Below are 18,270 nucleotides of genomic sequence, written 5' to 3'. Positions count from 1 at the left end.
CCCGGCCGCGGTGCTGTCAGAGCTGACGACTGCCCCATCGGGCTATGCGCCAGAACTTCTTTCGAGCCCGCCGGCCATGGGCTGCTCGCCCGTGGCCGTCGTGTCCGGACAGGTGACGGATGAGGTCGGCACGCTCGGCAGCGGAGATTTCCGGGTGTGCGAGGGCGCAGGCCACGGCGTCGTGTGCGTAGTAGGGACGTCTCCTGTCGTAGGCACTTCGTGCCGCGTCGAGGACCTGGGCGGACGGGTAGTGCCCTGTCGATGTCAGGCATAGGCGGGCGAGTTTCGTGATGGGGCTGGGGAACAGGCCGTGGAAGACGGTGTCGCCTGGCCCGCCTTCGGCGAGTGTGACCAGACCGGCGAGCATCCGTGGGCTGTCCGGGGTAGGGATATCGACGGGGGGTGGAAAATCACGGGTCAAGTAGGTCAAGACGGCCCATGCACCGTCCGTCGAGTCGAATGCCGCATGCACCGCCTCGAGAAGGTCCGGTCGCCTCAGCCGGGCCGCGCACAGCAATTGCGCATCGGGCACGTCGCGCAGGACATGGCTCAGTCGCAGCGTGTCCGAAACCGAGATTCTGCCGAGTGCCGCGAGAGAGTCGGTGGACCCGGCGAATTCGACATCGCGAGGCCGAATACCGGAGAACACGGTGCGCAGGACGGAATCCGACAGCCACTCCATCGGTACCGGCCCGAAGAACGCCACGAGCCGGATAACAGCTTCTTCCACTGGGATTCGGAGTGCCGACTCCATCGGGAGACGGACAATCACATCACCCAGGGCAGCCGAGAGCCGACTTCGCGAAAATTCCGGCAGGACTTCGTGAATCGTATATCCGTAGGCATACCGGGAGTGGACATAGCGGCTGATGCCGAGCAGGTCGCCCACGAGCTGCTCGTGGTCGATGTGGCCACCGACCACGAGCTGTCGCCACGCCTGGAACGAGGCATACCGCCGGTGCTCGATGAAGTCCGGTGGGCGAGGATCCCTGCGGAAGATCTCGGCTTCAGAATCCGCTCGGCCGGTCATGATCATGGAGGATAAGCCGACTCCTCCACTACCGCGAGCGACCGAGGCTTGCCAGTACCGCCTGTGCCGATCGTTCACATGGTCATGCGAGTGCGGAACATGAGTGCCAGCGGATTCGAGGTGTCAACCGTCGACCACCACCCTGTAGCCGAGCCGGGTGACCGTCGCCGGAGTGGCGGCCACCCGGGTCTCGCGTGGGCGTGCTTCGCGCAGGACACCGATGATCACGGTCGGGGCACCTCGACCAGCTCGGCCAGCCGCACCCGGTGTGCCCCGGCGGTACCGAAGGCGAGCTGGTCGGCCTTGGCGCGCTTGAGGTACAGATGGGCCGGATGCTCCCAGGTCATGCCCATGCCGCCGTGCAGCTGCACCGCCTCCTCACCGGCGTGGACCGCGAGGTCGCTGCAGAACGCCTGGGCCACCGAGGCCGCGACGGGCGCGTCGGCGTCGTCGGTGGCGAGGGTGGCGGCCGCATAGCGGGCAGCGGCGTTGCCGGATTCGACCGCGGTGTAGAGGTCGGCCAGCCGGTGTTTGATCGCCTGGAATCCGCCGACCACGCGGCCGAACTGGCGACGTTCCCGCAGGTACGCCACGGTCTCGTCGAGGCACCACCGCGCCACGCCGTACTGCTCGGAGGCGAGCAGGGCGGTGCCCGCGGCGAGCGCCCGGCGCACCGCCGCCTCGCCGTCGGCGACCACGAGTTCGCCTGCGGCGCCGTCGAACTCGAGGTCGGCGAGCTGGCGGGTCATGTCGAGGGAGACGACCGCGGTAAGTCGCGCGGCGGCGGTCGAAACCGCGTACAGCGCGATACCTTCGGGCCCGGTGGCCGGGACGAGCAGCACGTCGGCCTCGAGCGCACCGGCGACACTGGTGACCGTGCCTGTCAGCCGTCCGTCGTCGGCCGACACGGTGGGCAGCGCGCCGTGCGCAGCAGTCGTCAGCGGCACGGCCAGGGCGGCCGTGCGCTCCCCCGCCGCGAGCTGACCGAGCAGCGCCGAACCGGAGCCGAGCAGTGCGGTGGTCGCGACCACGGCACTGGTCAGGAAGGGCACCGGGGCGACGAAACGCCCGAGCTCCTCGAGCACCACCGCCGCCTCACGAGCCGAGGCACCAGCGCCACCGTCCGCTTCGGGAACGAGCAGCCCTGCCAGGCCGAGGTCGACGGCGATGTTCTTCCACAGGCCGTCGACCAGCGCGCGGTCGCCGTCGTAGAGGGCGGTAACCGCGCCGGGTTCGCAATGCGCGGTCAGCACCGAGCGCACCACGGCGCGCAGGTCGTCCTCGACTTCGGTGTAGAGCAGATCAACGTCGGTCATCGCGCGACTTCTTTCCAGGGACGGTCCTTGTCGGTACGCGGCTCGGCGGGCAGGCCGAGAATGCGTTCGGACACGATGTTTCGCAGGATCTCGGAGGTGCCGCCCTCGATGGAATTGCCCTTGGCTCGCAGGTAGCGGTATCCGGCGTCGCGGGCGTTCATGTCGACACGCTCCGGACGGACCATGGTCCAGTCGGAATAGCGGAGGCCGTCTTCGCCGAGCAGTTCGACCTCGAGTCCGGACAGCTGCTGCGCGATCCGCGCAAAGGACAGCTTCATCGCCGAGCCCTCCGGACCTGGCTGTCCCTGAGCCAGCTTCTGGCGCAGGCGAAGTCCGGTGAGCCGGGCGACCTCGGCGTCGACCCACAGCCGCAGCAACCGGTCGTGCAGTTCCGGGGTGCGCCGATCCGGGTTCGCCCGCCACGTGTCGGTGACCACGCCGATGAGCCCCGATTCGCGGGCACTCGCCCGGCCGCCGATGGCGACGCGCTCGGTGTTGAGGGTGGTGTTGGCGATGCGCCACCCGTCGCCCTCGGCGCCGAGGCGCTGTTCGTCGGGGACGCGGGCGTCGGTGATGAAGACCTCGTTGAACTCGGCCTCACCGGTGATCTGGCGCAGCGGCCGCACCTCGACACCCGGCTGGGTCATGTCGATCAGGAAGTACGACATGCCACGGTGTTTGGGGACGTTCGGGTCGGTGCGGGCGAGCAGGATGGCGAACTGTGCCAGGTGCGCGCTCGAGGTCCACACCTTCTGCCCATCGACCACCCACTCGTGACCGTCGCGGACCGCGCGGGTGCTGACATTGGCCAGGTCGGAGCCGGCGCCGGGTTCGCTGAACAGCTGGCACCAGATCTCCTCGCCCGTCCACAGCGGACGCAGGAAACGCTTCTTCTGCTCCTCGGTACCGCAGGCCAGGATGGTCGGACCCGCCATGCCGAGACCGATCACGTTGGCCGCCGGATTGTTGTCCGGGGCCCCGGCCTGCTCGAAGAGCTGGTCCACCTCGGTCTGCCAGCCGTGCGGCAGACCGAGACCACCGTGACCTTCCGGGAAGTACACCCACGCCAGCCCCGCGTCGTAGCGAGCGCGCAGGAACTCCAGGCGCTCGGTGGTCGCGGGATCGTTGGCGGCGAGGAATTCCCGGATCCTGGTGCGGAGTTCGTCGATGGTCATCGGCCCTCCCGATGCTTGCGCAGCTCGTTCTTGGCCAGCGCGTTCTTGTGGACCTCGTCCGGTCCGTCGGCGAAACGCAGGGTGCGGTTGCCCGCGTAGGCGGCGGCCAGCGAGAAGTCCTGGGACACACCAGCGGCGCCGTGCACCTGGATGGCTTTGTCGAGAATCCACTGGACGGTGGCCGGGGTGGCGATCTTGATCGCCTGGATCTCGGTGTGGGCGCCCTTGTTGCCCACGGTGTCCATCAGCCACGCGGTCTTGAGCACCAGCAACCGCAACTGCTCGAGCTTGACCCGCGACTCGGCGATCCAGTCCCGGATCACGCCCTGCTCGCTGAGCGGCTTGCCGAAGGCGACACGCTCCTCGGCGCGGGTGCACATCGCCTCGATGGCGCGCTCGGCCACGCCGATGGCCCGCATGCAGTGGTGGATGCGGCCGGGCCCGAGGCGGGCCTGCGCGATGGCGAAGCCGTACCCTTCGCCGCCGATCAGATTGGTGGCCGGGACCCGCACATCGGTGAAACGCATCTCCGCGTGGCCGCCGTGATCGTGGTCGTCGTAGCCGAAGACCTCCATGCCGCGAATGATCTCCACGCCAGGGGTGTCGCGCGGGACCAGGATCATCGACTGCTGCTGGTGCCTGCTCGCGGTCGGGTCGGTCTTGCCCATCACGATGAAGATGCGGCAGTTGGGGTTCATGGCGCCGGTGATCCACCACTTGCGCCCGTTGAGTACGTAGTCGTCGCCGTCGCGCTCGATGCGGGTGGAGATGTTGGTCGCGTCGGAGGAGGCCACATCGGGTTCGGTCATCGCGAACGCCGACCGGATCCGCCCGTCCAGCAACGGCTCGAGCCATTCCTTGCGCTGTTCGTCGGTGCCGAATTGCGCCAGCACCTCCATGTTGCCGGTGTCGGGTGCCGCGCAATTGAGCGTGGCCGGCGCCAGATGACCACTGCGGCCGGTGATCTCGGCCAGCGGTGCGTACTGCAGGTTGGTCAGCCCGGCACCTTCCTCGCCGGGCAGGAACAGATTCCACAGGCCCCGCCTGCGGGCCTCGGCCCGCAGCTCGCTCATGATCGGCACCGAATCCCAGGCCCAGCGGTTGTCGAGCTGGGACACCTGTTCGCGGAACATCGGTTCGGCCGGGTAGACGTGGGTGTCCATGAAGTCGAGCAGCGAGGCACGCAATTCCTCGGTGCGGGCGTCGTAGGCGAAATCCATCAGCGGTACTCCTTCAGTGCGGTGAGGCCGGTTTCGAGGAGGGGCTCGATGGCCGAACCGATGGCATCGAAACCTTCGCCGACAGTCTGGCCGTGCAGATAGCGGTAGTGGATGCCTTCGAGAATCGCGGCCAGTTTGAACGCGGCGAGCCCGAGATAGAAACCGAACCGCGACATGTCGCGCTCGCTGCGCGCGGTGTAGCGGGCAATGATCTCGGCTTCGGTCAGGAAGCCCGGTGCCACCGTCGCGTCGGCCACCACGGCGCTGCCCGCCCTGGCCGCGAGGCGGCCGTAGACGACCATCAGCGCCAGGTCGGTCAGCGGATCACCGAGGGTGGCCATCTCCCAGTCGACGACCGCCGCGAGCCGGTCCCTGGGATCGGTGAGCACATTGTCGAGCCGGTAGTCACCGTGCACGATGCCCACCGCCGACTCGGCGGGGACGTCCGCGGCGAGCAGCGTGTGCAGTTCCTCGGCCAGCGGCAGGTCGCGGGTGTGCGACGCGTCGAGCTGCTTCTTCCACCGGCGCACCTGGCGTTCCAGGAAGCCCTCGGGACGACCGAAATCGGCCAACCCGACTGCCGCGGGATCGACCGCGTGCAGTACCGCGAGGGTGTCGATCAGATCGGTCGAAATGGCGCGGGTGCGTTCGGGTCCCAGCTCACGCAGTTCAGCGGCGGTCCGGTACGGCGTGCCCTCGACGTACTCCATCACGTAGAAGGGGGCGCCGAGCACGGTGTCGTCCTGGCACAGTGCGTACATGGTCGGCACCGGGACGTCGGTGTGCTGCAGGGCCGCCATCACCCGGTATTCGCGGGCCATGTCGTGGGCGGTGGCCAGCACGTGCCCCAGCGGGGGCCGGCGCACGATCCACCGGCTGGTGCCGTCGGTGACCGCATAGGTCAGGTTCGATTTGCCGCCCGCGATCAGCGAGCCACTCAGGGCCGGCCCCGCCTCCGGCAGCTGACCACGGAGCCAGGTGGAGAGCCGACCGAGATCCAGGCCGGGAAGGTCGGCCCGGGTCTCCATCAGGCCACCACGAGGGTCAGCGATTCGACCACGCAGACCGGCTTGTCGCCGCCTTCGCGCTCGACCGTCACCCGGGAGGTGACCAGGTGGCCGGCAGCACCCGCGGCGACCGACACCAGCTCGATGCCTGCGCGCACCTTCGAGTCCACCGGGACCGGCGCCGGGAAACGCAGCTTGTTGGCGCCGTAGTTGACGGCCATCTGCACGCCCTCGACCCGGTACACCTGCGGGACGAGCAGCGGCAGCAGCGACAAGGTCAGGTAACCGTGCGCGATCGTGGTGCCGAACGGACCCGCGGCGGCCTTCTCGGTGTCGATGTGGATCCACTGGTGGTCACCGGTCGCGTCGGCGAACGCGTTGATCTGCGCCTGGGTGATGGTGTGCCACCCGGAGTAGCCCAGGTGGGTTCCGACAGCGCCCTCGAGTTCGGCGACGCCCTGGAAAATCCTCATGCCTTCGGCCCTCCCGCGACGTAGAGCACCTGACCGGACACGAAACCCGCTCCCTCACTGGCGAAGAACGACACGGCGTGCGCGATGTCCTCGGGCACACCGGTCCGCGCGACCGGAATCTCCTTGGCCGCACCGGCTTTGAAGTCCTCGAACGGAATGCCGACGCGCGCCGCGGTGGCCGCGGTCATCTCGGTCTCGATGAAACCGGGGGCGATGGCGTTGGCGGTGACGCCGAACTTGCCGAGCTCGAACGCGAGGGTCTTGGTGAAGCCCTGCACGCCCGCCTTGGCCGCGGCGTAGTTGGCCTGGCCACGGTTGCCCAGCGCCGAGGTGCTCGACAGGTTGACGATGCGGCCGAACTTCGCTTCCGTCATGTGCTTCTGGACCGCGCGGGTCATCAGGAACGCGCCGCGTAGGTGCACGTTCATCACGGTATCCCAGTCGTCGGTGGTCATCCGGAACAAGAGGTTGTCGCGGATGACACCCGCGTTGTTGACCAGCACGGTCGGGGCGCCCAGCTCGGCGACGACCCGCTCCACGGCGCCCGTGACGGCCGCCTCGTCGGCGACGTCGGCGCCGACGGCGATCGCCCGGCCGCCCGCGGCCTGGATCTGCTCGACGACCGGCTTACAGGCCACCTCGTCGAGGTCGATCACGGCGACGGCCATGCCGTCGGCGGCGAGCCGACGGGCGACGCCCGCGCCGATGCCACGGGCTGCGCCGGTGACGATCGCGGTCTTGGTCGGTGTGCTCATTGTTTCTCCTGAGGTTTTCGCCAGTAGTTGTCAGACGCCGCCGGTCAGCGTGACGCCGCCGTCGAGGACCAGTAGTTGTCCGGTGACCCAGGACGCGTCGTCGGAGAGCAGGAACGCCACCGCGCCCGCGATGTCCTCGGGCACGCCGAGCCGCTTGAGCGGGTAGGTCTCGGCGAGCTCTTGTTCCTTGCCCTCATACAGGGCGGTGGCGAACTTCGTCTTCACCACGGCGGGCGCGACCGCGTTCACCCGGAGCTTCGGGCCGAGCTCCACGGCCAGCTCCTGGGTGATGTAGGTCAGCATCGCTTTGCTGGCCCCATAGAATCCGATGCCGGGCGCGGGCTTGATCCCGGCCACCGACGACACGTTCACCACCGCGCCGCCGTGCTCGGCCATCCACGCCTTGTGCACCTGCTGGGTCCACGCCAGTGCCGCAAGACAATTGACCTCGATGATCTTGCGCGCGGCCTGCAGGTCCATCTCGATCATCGGACCGTACACCGGGTTGATGCCGGTGTTGTTCACCAGCAGATCGACGCTGCCGAACGTCTCGATCGCGCGGGCGACGGCGTCTTCCTGATGGGTGGTGTCATCGGCGCGGCCCGCCACGCCGAGCGCGTGCTCGGGGCCGCCGAGCTGGACCACCGCCGCGTCAAGGGCGTCCTGCTTGCGGGCGGTGACGACGACCTTCGCGCCGTCGTCGACCAGGCGCTGCGCGATGCCGAGGCCGATCCCTCGGCTGGCGCCGGTGACGATCGCGGTCTTGCCCGCGAAACGGCCGGTCACGAGAGCCGCTCCAGCACCATGGCCATACCCTGGCCGCCGCCGACGCACATCGTCTCCAAGCCGAACTGCTTGTCGTGGAAGCGCAGCGAGTTGATCAGCGTGCTGGTGATGCGGGCACCGGTCATGCCGAACGGGTGACCGACCGCGATCGCGCCGCCGTTGACGTTCAGCTTGTCCTCGGGGATGCCGAGTTCGCGGGCGGAGCCGAGCACCTGCACGGCGAAGGCCTCGTTGATCTCGACCAGGTCGATGTCGTCGATGCTCAGACCCGCGCGGCGCAGGGCCTGCTTGGAGGCTTCGATCGGACCCAGGCCCATGATCTCCGGCGACAGGCCCGAGACACCGGTGCTGACGACCCGGGCGAGCGGGGTCAGTCCCAGTTCCCTGGCCTTGGTGTCGGACATGACGACCAGAGCGGCGGCGCCGTCGTTGAGCGCGCAGCAGTTGCCCGCGGTGACGGTGCCGTCGGGACGGAACACCGGCTTCAGCTGACTCACCGCCTCGAGGGTGACACCGGCACGCGGGCCGTCGTCGGCGCTGACCACCGTGCCGTCGGGCAGTGTCACCGGAGTGATGTCGGTGGCCCAGAAGCCGTTGGCGATGGCCTTCTCGGCCAGATTCTGCGAGCGGACACCGAATTCGTCCTGCTCGGCACGGGTGATCCCGGTGAACTGGGCGACGTTCTCCGCGGTCTGACCCATGGCGATGTAGACATCGGGCAGCTGACCGTTCACGCGGGGGTCGGCCCAGGACGGGGCCCCACCGGCGGCACGTTCGGCGGTGCGAGCGACCGCGTCGGCGAAGACCGGGTTCTGGGTGTCGGGCATACCGTCGGCATTGCCCTTGGTGAAGCGGCTCACCGTCTCGACGCCGGCCGAGATGAAGACGTCGCCCTCGCCTGCCTTGATCGCGTGCAGCGCCATCCGGGTGGTCTGCAGGCTCGACGAACAGTAGCGATTGACGGTCGTGCCGGGCACCGTGTCGAGCCCGGCCAGCACAGCCACCGTGCGGGCCATGTTGAAGCCCGATTCGCCCGCCGGCTGACCGCAGCCGAGGACGAGGTCCTCGATCTGGGTCGGGTCGAGGTCGGGCACTTGAGCCAGCGCGGCACGCACCATCTGCACGGTCAGGTCGTCGGGACGCATGTCCTTGAGCGAGCCCTTGCCCGCGCGACCGATCGGGGAACGGGCAGCGGCGACGATCACAGCTTCCGGCATTCGGATCTCCTTTGATAACTAAGCGCTTGCTTAGTAGCATAGTGCAGGGTGGTCTGGATCACCGTCAACAGCAAACCCGACTTCGATGCCTGTTAACCACATCACACCAGCCGTGACCAGCGCGGCTTCCCCGAGGCGAGATAATGGCGACCCCATGACCGAAACCACCGGACCCCGCGGCGACTCCACCCGCGCGCGACTCCTGGAAGCCGCCGTCGCAGCCTTCGCCGAGAAGGGCTTCAACGGAACGACGACACGCGATATCGCCGGGGCAGCCGGCATGAGCCCGGCCGCGGTCTATGTTCATCACAAATCCAAAGAGGAACTGCTCTACCTGATCTCGCGATCGGGCCACGACGAAACCCTCGAGCTGATCCGGAAGGCGGCCGCGTCGTCAAGCGATCCGGCGATCGCCCTTCGCAACGTGATCCACGATTTCGCCGTGCATCACGCACGCGGTCACACCGGCGCCCGGATCGTCAACTACGAACTGAACTCACTGAGCCCCGAGCACCTGACCGAGATCCGCGCGATCCGCCAGCAGATCGATCAGGCCATGCGCGACCTGGTCCGCCGCGGGATCGAGGAAGGCGTCTTCGACACCCCTGACGCGCGAATGGCGTCCACCGCCCTGCTCTCCCTCGGCATCGACATCGCCCGCTGGTACCGCGACGAGGGCGACTGGTCCCCGGAAGACATCGCCGCGGCTTACGCCGACATGGCGTTACGCATCGTCGGCGCCGGCTGACCCGCGCCTCGGTGTCTTCGCTCGACACACTCCCCCGTTTCCGCGTCCTGGCAGGGACTGCGCGCACGTGCCTGGACTCACAGTCCCCGACAAGCCGCTACGCCGTCGCCTGTCAGCCGATCCTCAGGTTTGCCTGGGAAGGTCGGTGACGCAGTAGACAAAGGAGTCGTTTGTGTTCAACCGTTGGGGTGACCTGGTCCATCGATTTCGCTTCGCCGTCATCGCGATCGTCGGTGCCGCGCTGCTCGGGCTCGGCGGGTACGGGCTCGGATTGTCCGACCACCTCACCTCGAGCGGGTGGGACGACCCGGGTTCGGAATCCTCGCAGGGCTCGCGGATCGCCGACCAGGCATTCGGGCGCGACCATACCGCCGACGTCATCGTGCTCTACAACGCTCCCGACGGTAGGACGATCGACGACCCGGAGTTCAGCGGCACGGTCGTCGCGGCTCTGAACAAGGCACTGGCCGAGCACCCCGACGAGATCGACAAGATCAACGGCGCCTACTGGCGGGTGGGCGACGCGCCCGCGGTGCCGTCGGTGTTCGGGTCGGCCGACAAGCGGCACGCGTTCGCCTCGGTCGCGCTCGTCGGCGACAACGACACCGATCTGCTGCGCAGCTACCGGGCGGTGAGCGACGCCTTCCACATCGACGGCGTGGACGTGGAGGTCTCGGGGCTGCAGGCCATCGGCGGCACGCTCAACGACACCATCGCCACCGATGTCCACCGGATGGAACTGCTGGCCATTCCCGCTGTGGCGGTGCTCCTGTTCTTCATCTTCGGTGGCGTCGTCGCCGCCGCGCTGCCGCTGATCATCGGTGGGCTCACCATCTTCGGCGCCAACGGCATCGTCATGGCGATCACGAACTTCACCGACGTCAACTCGTTCGTCTCCGCCGTGGTGTCGATGATCGGCCTCGGCCTGGCCATCGACTTCGCCTTGTTCATCGTCAGCCGGTTCCGGGAGGAGCTCGCCGCCGGTTACGACACGCGCGCGGCAGTCCGGCGCACGGTGATGACGGCCGGACGCACCGTCGTCTCCTCGGCGACCATGATCGTCGCCAGCCTCGGCGGCATCCTGCTGTTCCCCCAGGGCTTTCTCCGCTCGGTCGCCTACGGCACCATCGCGACGGTATCGCTCGCCGCCCTGACCGCGGTGACGATCCTGCCCGCGATGCTGGCCGTGCTCGGGCCACGGGTGGACATGCTCGGCATCAAACGCTTCCGCAAGACCAAGTCCGCCGAGGAGATCGAGAACGGCTTCTGGGGCAGGCTCCCCCGCTGGGTGATGCGACACCCCTTGAAGGTGGCGGTGGCGGTCGTCGTCGGGTTGCTGTTGCTGATCATTCCGATCAAGAACCTCGCCTTCGGCGGCATCAACGAGAAATACCTCCCGCCCGACAACAGCACCCGGCTCGCCCTCGAACACTTCTACGAGGTGTTCCCGCTGAAGAAGACCGACCCGATCCAGCTGGTCTTCGTCGGCGAGGACACCAACGCCATCGGCGCGGTATGGAAGCAGGCCAACCAGGCGCCCGGGCTCGTCGGCCAGTTCGGCGTGCCGAGCAACACCGGCTCCAACGATCCGGCGGTATACCGGACCTCGGCCACCCTGGTCGACCCGACCGGCAACGCCGAGCCGACGATTGACTACCTGCGCGCCATCGACGTACCGGACGGAGTGGACATGTACGTCGCGGGGCAGCCCGCGATCATGGCCGACAGCATCGACAGCCTCCTCGACCGGATGCCGCTGATGATCGGGCTGGTCCTGCTCGTCACCACGCTGCTGATGTTCCTCACCTTCGGTTCACTGGTACTGCCGATCAAGGCGGCGCTGATGAACGCCCTCGGGCTCGGTTCCACCCTCGGCATCCTGACCTGGATCTTCATCGACGGTCACGGCGCCGGGGTACTGAACTTCACGCCACAACCGATCAGCGCACCGGTGCTCATGCTGATCATCGCGGTGATCTACGGCCTGTCGACCGATTACGAGGTCTTCCTGATCTCGCGCATGGTCGAGGCACGCGCCCACGGCGCGTCCACCACCGAAGCGATCCGCACCGGCACCGCGCAGACGGGCCGCATCATCACCGCGGCCGCGCTCATCCTGCTCGTCGTCACGGGCGCGTTCGCGTTCTCCGATCTGGTGATGATGCAGTACATCGCCTACGGCATGATCGCGGCGCTGTTCATCGACGCGACCATCCTTCGCATGCTGCTCGTCCCCGCCATCATGAAACTGCTCGGCGACGACTGCTGGTGGGCGCCCAAGTGGGCCAAGCGAATTCAGGAAAAGGTCGGGCTGTCCGAACCGACCCTCGCCGACGAACGACCCGACGGGGACGCGATGGTCGACCTCGTGCGGACGACACCGATCACCGATCCACCGACCATGCGGATGGCCGCGGTCCCCGACAGCAAGCTGGCACGTACTCCCCGTCGCCCGCGCACCGTCGCCGAGATCGAAGCCGAAGCCCCGACCCATCGACTGGGCCGGATCACCGACCGGCCGCCGAGGTAGCCGGACGGCCGGTGTGGAAGGCGGGTTCTATCGCGGTGCGATGAGGGTCAGGGTGGCGTCGATCAGATCCTTCGCATGAGCGGGGGTGAAACGCTCCGGCTCCACCGGATACATCAATGCCCAACCGTCGCCCATGGCACTGAGCTGGTCGGACAGGACGTCCGCCGGAATGTCGTCACGGATCGCGCCGCGCTCCTGCGCGGCGGCCAGCACCGCGGCGTAGTCGGCGCGGAACTTCGCGTAGCGCGTGACGATGACCTCGGCGATGCGCGGTTCCGACCGCACCGAGGTGAGCAGCTCCGGCATCAACGGCCAGAACTTGACGTCCTTGCCCAGCTGGAACCATTGCGCCAGCAGCTCGCGAACGTCGGTCGTGTCGCGGATCGCCTCGACCATCGCGTCGTAGCGGTCGAATCGGCTCAGCACCAGCGCGAGAACCATGTCCTCTTTGTTGGCGAAGTAGTAGGTGACCGCACCGGTGGTGTACCCGGCGTGCTCGGCGACGCGCCGCATCGACGCTTTGACATAGCCTTCGGCCGCGATCACGGAGGCCGCCGCGTCGAGCAGCTCCGCGCGCTTGGCCGCGTGATCGCCCGCCGGCCTGCCGCGTTGCGCGGTCGCCACCGCCCCGCCGACTTCGCCCGGCTCCCCCACGCCCTGCTTCTGTTTCTGCGCCACGCCAACAGTTTCGCACAGGCATTTCACATAACGATCGTCAGGTAAAGGTGTGCCGCGTCGGTGCGCGCGTTTGACAGCCCCGATGCGCCGCCGCATAATCGAACTAGATTCGAGTTCTACCAAACCTCACGAAGGAACCGGTGAAATGGTCGCAGCGGTCGAAGTTCTCCTCATCACCTGCACCATCGCGATCATCTGGTTCGCCTGCTACGTCGTCTACCGCCTGGTGACCGACGACTCCCCCCGACGCTGAGCCGTCGGACCGACCTCGTCCCTGCCCCGCGCCGGCGAGCCGTACCAACGGCCCGCCGGCATCGCACAGGACGTCTAGAGCTCGACCAGGGTGTAGTCGGCGACCTGGCCGCTGAGCAGCCGCAGGTGGTCATCGGCGGCACCGAAGATCTGGTCGATCACGGTGAGCCGGGCGAAGTAGTGTCCGACGGGATATTCGGCGGTCATGCCGATACCACCGTGCATCTGGATGGACTCCTGCCCGATGTGCTTGGCGGAGCGGCCGATCTGCAGTTTGGCGCGGGAGGCCACGATCGGGTCGATACGCCCCTCGGCCAGACAGACCGTCGCGTACAGCACCATGCTGCGCGCCTCCTCGAGCGAGACGTACATGTCGGCGGCACGCTGGGTGAGCGTCTGGAACTTCGACAACGTCACCCCGAACTGCTTGCGCGTCTTCAGGTATTCGGTGGTGAGCCGCAGCGACTCCTCCATCGCGCCGAGCGCCTCCGCACACAACGCGGCCTGCGCCCGAACGATGCCCCGTTCGACAGCCGGGGTCGCGTCGGTGGTGTCACCGAGCAATTCCGCTGGGGCACCGGCGAATTCGATGTCGGCGGCGCGACCACCGTCATGTGTCCGGTACGACCGCCTCGCCACCCCCTCAGCCGCGGCGTCCACGAGGAACAGGCCGGTGCCCCCGTCGGGCAGGGCCGCGCTCACCACGAGCTTGTCGGCGCAGTCGCCGCGAAGCACCGGGTTCTTGCGCCCGTTGATCGTCCATCCACCGTCGTGTTCGGCGGCGGTCGTGGTGACCTCGGTCGACGGCCACCGGATGCCGGGTTCGGTGTGTGCGAAGGCCAGCAGCAGAGCACCTTCGGCGACCTGGGTCAGCACCTGTTTGCGCTGCACGGCAGTGCCCACTTCGGCGATCAGGCCGCCCGGCACCAGCACGCTGTCGAGGATCGGTTCCGGGGCGAGCCTGCGGCCGAGTTCGACCATGACGGCCATGGTTTCGACCGGGCCGGCACCCATACCGCCGTCGTCTTCGGCGAAAGCGAGCCCGAGCAGGCCGATCTCGGCCAGCTTGGCCCACACGTCCCGGCTCCAGCCGAGTTCGGAGCCGATCACCTCGGCCCGCTTCTCCGGGTCGTAGCTGCGAGCGAGCAGTTCGCGGGTGGTGTCACGCAGCAGTTGCTGCTCGTCGTCGAGAGCGAAATCCATGGGATCGACTCACAATCTGTGTTCAGAGACCAAGGATGGTCGAGGCGATGATGCTGCGCTGCACCTCGTTGGACCCTCCGTAGATGGACGTCTTGCGGTAGTTGAGGTAGGTGGCGGTGCTGCGCTGCGCCCATTGCGGACTCGCGATCTGCGCGCCCGCGTCGAACGGGAGCGAGTCCAGCCCCGCGATGTCGACCAGCAGCTCCGTCGCCGCCTGCTGCAACTCGGTGCCGCGCAGCTTCAACACCGACGACGCCGGGTTCGGCTTACCGTCGGTGGAACCCGACACCACCCGCAGGAGCGTCAATTCCAGTGCCAGCAGCTGGTTTTCGAGCTCGGCCAGCCGCGCGGCGAACAACGGATCCGCCAGCAGCGTGCCGCCCGCCGTCTTCGTCTGCGCGGCACGCTCCTTGGCCAGCGCGAGGGCCACCTTCGTCCGCCCCACCGCGGTGATGCCGGTGCGCTCGTTGCCGAGCAGGAACTTGGCGTAGGTCCAGCCCTGGTTCTCCTCGCCGACGAGCTGGTCGGCCGGCACCCGCACGTTGTCGAAGAACACCTCGTTGACCTCGAAGCCGCCGTCGATCAGCTCGATCGGCCGGACCGTGATGCCGGGCGAGGTCAACTCGATGAGCAGGAACGAGATGCCCGCCTGCTTCTTCGCGTTCGGGTCGGTGCGGACCAGGCAGAAGATCCAGTCCGCCCACTGGCCCATCGTCGTCCAGGTCTTCTGACCGTTGACGACATAGCTGTCACCGTCGCGCACCGCGGTGGTGCGCAGCGAGGCCAGGTCGGATCCGGCCTCCGGCTCGGAAAAGCCCTGGCACCACCAGATGTCGAGATTCGCCGTCGGCGGCAGGAAGCGCTGCTTGAGTTCCTGGGAACCGAAGGTCGCGATCACCGGACCGACCATGTTCACGTTGAAGGTCAGCGGTTCGGGAACCGAGGCCAGCTGCATCTCGTCGTGCCAGATGTGGCGTTGGGTCGCCGACCACTCCTGCCCACCCCACTCCACCGGCCAATTCGGCACCGCCAACCCGTGCGCGTTGAGCGTCTGCTGGCAGGCCACGATCTCGGCCTTGGTCAGCTCCTCCCCCTGCCGCACCTTTTCGCGAATCTCCGCGGGAATCTCCGTCCGGAAGAATTCCCGCAGTTTGTCGCGAAAGGCGGTCTCGTCGGCGGTCAAAGCCAATTTCATCGCGCGCACCGGCTTCCCTCGCCGGCACCCGGCGAAGCGATCGTGAACTGCGTCATGTCTACCTCCAGATTTCTTGCGGGAGAACGATCAACGGAAGGCACCGATACCGGTGAGCGCCTTGCCGATGGAAAGCTGATGCATCTCGCTTGTGCCCTCGTAGGTCAACACCGATTCCAGATTGTTCGCGTGCCGAAGGGGCGAGTACTCGAGGGTTATTCCGCTGGCGCCGAGGATCGTCCGGCATTCCCTGGCTATCCCGATGGCCTCGCGGACATTGTTGAGTTTGCCGAGGCTGATCTGTTCGGGCCGCAACTGCCCGGCGTCCTTGAGCCTGCCCAGGCGCAGGGCGAGCAGCATTCCCTTGCCGAGTTCGAGTGTCATGTCGGCCAGCTTGGCCTGAGTCAGCTGGAAGCTCGCCAGCGAGCGGTCGAACACCTCACGAGTACGCGCGTATTCGATGGCGGTCTCCAGGCTGTCGCGGGCGGCGCCGAGCGCACCGAACACGATACCGAAACGGGCTTCGTTCAGGCACGACAGCGGTGCGCTCAGCGAATTCGCCTGCGGCAGCTGGGCCGACGCGGGCAGGCGGACATCGTCGAGGATCAGTTCCGAGGTGATCGAAGCACGCAAGGAGAGCTTGTTCGCGATGTCGCGGGTCTCGAAACCGGGTGTGCCGCGAGGCACGAGGAAGCCGCGCACGCCGTCGTCGGTCTGCGCCCACACCGTGGCGATATCGGCCGAGCCGCCATTGGTGATCCACATCTTGGTTCCGGTGAGGATCCAATCCGTGCCGTCGCGCCGCGCCCGGGTCCGCATGCCCGCCGGGTTGGAACCGAAATCGGGTTCGGTGAGCCCGAAGCAACCGATCGCCTCGCCGGCGGCCAAGCGGGGCAACCATTCGTTCTTCTGTTCTTCGGAGCCGTAGCGATGGATCGAGAACATCGACAGAGAGCCCTGCACGGAGACAAAACTGCGGAAGCCGCTGTCGGCCGCTTCCAGTTCGAGACAGGCGAGACCGTAGCTCACCGCATTGGTTCCCGCACACCCGTAACCGTCCAGGTGCATCCCGAGCAGACCCAATCTGCCGAATTCACGGGCGATCTCGCGGGGCAGAGTGGCTGATTCGAAGCTGTGGGCGATTATCGGCCGGAGGTGTTCGCGGGCGAACTCGCGCACGGTCGTCTGGATGTCGCGCTCGTCATCGTCGAGCATCTCGTCGATGCCGAACAGCCCGAGCGGCGTACTGCGCGCAGACACGGTGGTCACGTCGAGCCTCCTGGTAACTAAGCGCTTGTTCACCTCATGGTGCTACAGCGATTCGACAGCCGTCAAGCCGGGAGCCGGGTCAGCCGAGACTGAAGGGCTGCCCCCACAGCGTCACCCAGCTGGTGACGCTGTCGGTGACGATTTCGACGCTCACGAAGGCTCTCGCCTGGGCGTAGCCGCCACAGCCGGTCAGGCCGATGGTCTGATCAGCCCAGGCGACCGAGCCCGCGCCCCCGGTGAATTCGTTGTAGACCTTGTGCGACTCGTTGCCGAAGTCGTCGGCCTTTTCCCGGTCGAGGATGTAGAAGGACTTCGCCTGCCCCGGCCCGAGCGACAACTCGCCACTGGTACTGACACCGAGACTCGCGTTACCCTCCCAGTCCGAGGCGCCTTCGACGCCGCCCCCCGCACCACCACCAGCGATATTGACCTGGCAGCCAACGGTGTAACCGGGAACGATGAGCCCGTATGCGCCCGCACCCGCACCCGCGAGTTCCACCTGGGCAGTGCCCGAAACCCAGGCGTTACGGTGCGCCGGGGTCGACCCGAGCGATGGATTGATGTTGGCGGATTCGCCGACGAGCCGGACCGTGACCACGGTGCCGTCGGAGAGGGTCTTGACCATCTCACCGCCCGGGAGCGGCACGAAGGTGTCGGCACCGGCGGGCGCAGTGGCGAGCAGGCCGAGCGCCAGGGCGGTGACAGCACCGAAGCTGGTGCGCGCGAGATTCTTTCGGTTGAACATGGGGGTACACCTTCGGATTCGGTTTCGCGGACGCGAAAGAGAGACAGGTAGTCGGAGGCGAGAAACGGGGTTCAGCCGATGCTGAACGGCGCACCGTAAAGAGTTGTCTTCGAATAGTGGTCACCGATGATCTCGACCACCGTGTAGGCGCGGGCTTGGGCGTACCCCGCACAGCCTTGTATCTCGATCTCGGCGTCCTGATATTCCACCGAGTATCGGCCCGGCCGCAGAATGTCCTTGTAATCGATCTGGACGAATTTCACCTCGCCCGGACCGAGATTCACCCCGATCGAGCCGCCCGCGCTCACGCCACCGGTGGAGATGCCACCGGACACCCCGGCACCGATCGCGTCGTCGGCGATGCTCACCTGGCAACCGACCAGATACCCCGTGTTCAGCTGCGATGCGCCGTGCGTGGAGGAGTTGTTGCTACCCGGAATACCGGCGGGGCCATTCGTCGGACCTACTTCACCCTCCGGTGTCGCGGTGACATCGGCGATCGCGTTACCCGAGACCCACACCACGCGTCCAGCGCCATTGGCCGCCATGGAAGGCGAGACGATCGCGTGTTCGCCGGTGCGGGTCAGCGTCACCCCCGGGCCCGCCTTCGACCCGTCCGGCAGCGGCACGAACGTATCCGCGATCGCCGCGGTCGGCATCAGCACACCGACAGC

General features: G+C 67.3%; 16 protein-coding genes and 1 pseudogene. 2 read left to right on the top strand and 15 right to left on the bottom strand.

Features of this window, described 5'->3' with window-relative positions; genetic code table 11:
• Nucleotides 1–16: 16 nt before the first annotated feature.
• From AB0I19_RS00695 to AB0I19_RS00655, 9 genes are all read right to left on the bottom strand, one after another.
• On the bottom strand, nucleotides 17–1,030 hold the full coding sequence (locus AB0I19_RS00695) for a hypothetical protein (protein ID WP_357143015.1): 1,014 nt from the start codon (nucleotides 1,028–1,030) through the stop codon (nucleotides 17–19).
• Between the two features lie 224 nt (nucleotides 1,031–1,254).
• Complete coding sequence (locus AB0I19_RS00690) at nucleotides 1,255–2,346, bottom strand: acyl-CoA dehydrogenase family protein (RefSeq protein ID WP_357143013.1); 1,092 nt, start codon at nucleotides 2,344–2,346, stop codon at nucleotides 1,255–1,257.
• Nucleotides 2,343–3,521: an acyl-CoA dehydrogenase family protein gene (locus AB0I19_RS00685; RefSeq protein WP_357143011.1), complete on the bottom strand. Its 1,179-nt coding sequence runs from the start codon at nucleotides 3,519–3,521 to the stop codon at nucleotides 2,343–2,345. Before AB0I19_RS00685 ends, AB0I19_RS00690 begins: the two co-directional genes overlap by 4 nt.
• Nucleotides 3,518–4,741 (bottom strand): acyl-CoA dehydrogenase family protein, encoded by a 1,224-nt coding sequence (locus AB0I19_RS00680; protein ID WP_357143009.1) that lies wholly within the window; start codon nucleotides 4,739–4,741, stop codon nucleotides 3,518–3,520. Before AB0I19_RS00680 ends, AB0I19_RS00685 begins: the two co-directional genes overlap by 4 nt.
• Nucleotides 4,741–5,769: a phosphotransferase family protein gene (locus tag AB0I19_RS00675; protein ID WP_357143008.1), complete on the bottom strand. Its 1,029-nt coding sequence runs from the start codon at nucleotides 5,767–5,769 to the stop codon at nucleotides 4,741–4,743. Before AB0I19_RS00675 ends, AB0I19_RS00680 begins: the two co-directional genes overlap by 1 nt.
• Nucleotides 5,769–6,221, bottom strand: coding sequence for a MaoC family dehydratase (locus tag AB0I19_RS00670; protein WP_067494251.1), 453 nt, complete (start codon nucleotides 6,219–6,221; stop codon nucleotides 5,769–5,771). The genes AB0I19_RS00675 and AB0I19_RS00670 overlap by 1 nt, the downstream gene beginning before the upstream one ends.
• A complete protein-coding gene (gene fabG / locus AB0I19_RS00665) occupies nucleotides 6,218–6,976 on the bottom strand; it encodes a 3-oxoacyl-ACP reductase FabG (RefSeq protein WP_357143006.1) in 759 nt (252 codons plus the stop codon). The genes AB0I19_RS00670 and fabG overlap by 4 nt, the downstream gene beginning before the upstream one ends.
• Nucleotides 6,977–7,006: 30 nt before the next feature.
• On the bottom strand, nucleotides 7,007–7,762 hold the full coding sequence (locus AB0I19_RS00660) for an SDR family oxidoreductase (protein WP_357143004.1): 756 nt from the start codon (nucleotides 7,760–7,762) through the stop codon (nucleotides 7,007–7,009).
• Nucleotides 7,759–8,979, bottom strand: a complete 1,221-nt coding sequence (locus AB0I19_RS00655) for an acetyl-CoA C-acetyltransferase (RefSeq protein ID WP_067639672.1) — start codon at nucleotides 8,977–8,979, stop codon at nucleotides 7,759–7,761. The genes AB0I19_RS00660 and AB0I19_RS00655 overlap by 4 nt, the downstream gene beginning before the upstream one ends.
• A 154-nt stretch (nucleotides 8,980–9,133) precedes the next feature.
• Here AB0I19_RS00655 and AB0I19_RS00650 point away from each other — a divergent pair, with 154 nt between their 5' ends.
• Together AB0I19_RS00650 and AB0I19_RS00645 are read left to right on the top strand one after the other, a co-directional pair.
• On the top strand, nucleotides 9,134–9,727 hold the full coding sequence (locus AB0I19_RS00650; RefSeq protein ID WP_357143002.1) for a TetR/AcrR family transcriptional regulator: 594 nt from the start codon (nucleotides 9,134–9,136) through the stop codon (nucleotides 9,725–9,727).
• Nucleotides 9,728–9,899: 172 nt separating this feature from the next.
• Nucleotides 9,900–12,149: pseudogene (locus tag AB0I19_RS00645) on the top strand (MMPL family transporter); the annotation flags it as partial.
• 135 nt (nucleotides 12,150–12,284) lie between these two features.
• Here AB0I19_RS00645 and AB0I19_RS00640 read toward each other — a convergent pair.
• The 6 genes from AB0I19_RS00640 to AB0I19_RS00615 all read right to left on the bottom strand — a co-directional run bounded on the left by AB0I19_RS00640 (nucleotide 12,285) and on the right by AB0I19_RS00615 (nucleotide 18,255).
• On the bottom strand, nucleotides 12,285–12,935 hold the full coding sequence (locus AB0I19_RS00640) for a TetR/AcrR family transcriptional regulator (protein ID WP_357143000.1): 651 nt from the start codon (nucleotides 12,933–12,935) through the stop codon (nucleotides 12,285–12,287).
• 327 nt (nucleotides 12,936–13,262) lie between these two features.
• The gene (locus AB0I19_RS00635; protein ID WP_357142998.1) at nucleotides 13,263–14,390 is read right to left on the bottom strand and encodes an acyl-CoA dehydrogenase family protein; all 1,128 of its coding nucleotides are present in this window, start codon (nucleotides 14,388–14,390) and stop codon (nucleotides 13,263–13,265) included.
• Nucleotides 14,391–14,412: 22 nt separating this feature from the next.
• Nucleotides 14,413–15,585, bottom strand: a complete 1,173-nt coding sequence (locus AB0I19_RS00630) for an acyl-CoA dehydrogenase family protein (protein WP_357142996.1) — start codon at nucleotides 15,583–15,585, stop codon at nucleotides 14,413–14,415.
• An 87-nt stretch (nucleotides 15,586–15,672) separates the two neighbouring features.
• The gene (locus tag AB0I19_RS00625; protein ID WP_357145033.1) at nucleotides 15,673–16,797 is read right to left on the bottom strand and encodes an acyl-CoA dehydrogenase family protein; all 1,125 of its coding nucleotides are present in this window, start codon (nucleotides 16,795–16,797) and stop codon (nucleotides 15,673–15,675) included.
• A 133-nt stretch (nucleotides 16,798–16,930) separates the two neighbouring features.
• On the bottom strand, nucleotides 16,931–17,596 hold the full coding sequence (locus AB0I19_RS00620) for an MspA family porin (RefSeq protein WP_357142994.1): 666 nt from the start codon (nucleotides 17,594–17,596) through the stop codon (nucleotides 16,931–16,933).
• Between the two features lie 71 nt (nucleotides 17,597–17,667).
• Nucleotides 17,668–18,255, bottom strand: a complete 588-nt coding sequence (locus AB0I19_RS00615; RefSeq protein ID WP_357145030.1) for an MspA family porin — start codon at nucleotides 18,253–18,255, stop codon at nucleotides 17,668–17,670.
• Nucleotides 18,256–18,270 lie beyond the last annotated feature (15 nt).

This window comes from Nocardia sp. NPDC050413 (assembly GCF_040655475.1).
Lineage (GTDB): Bacteria > Actinomycetota > Actinomycetes > Mycobacteriales > Mycobacteriaceae > Nocardia > Nocardia coubleae.
The sequence above is the reverse complement of the archived record's forward strand: the minus strand, read 5'-3'. Positions and strand labels throughout refer to the sequence as shown.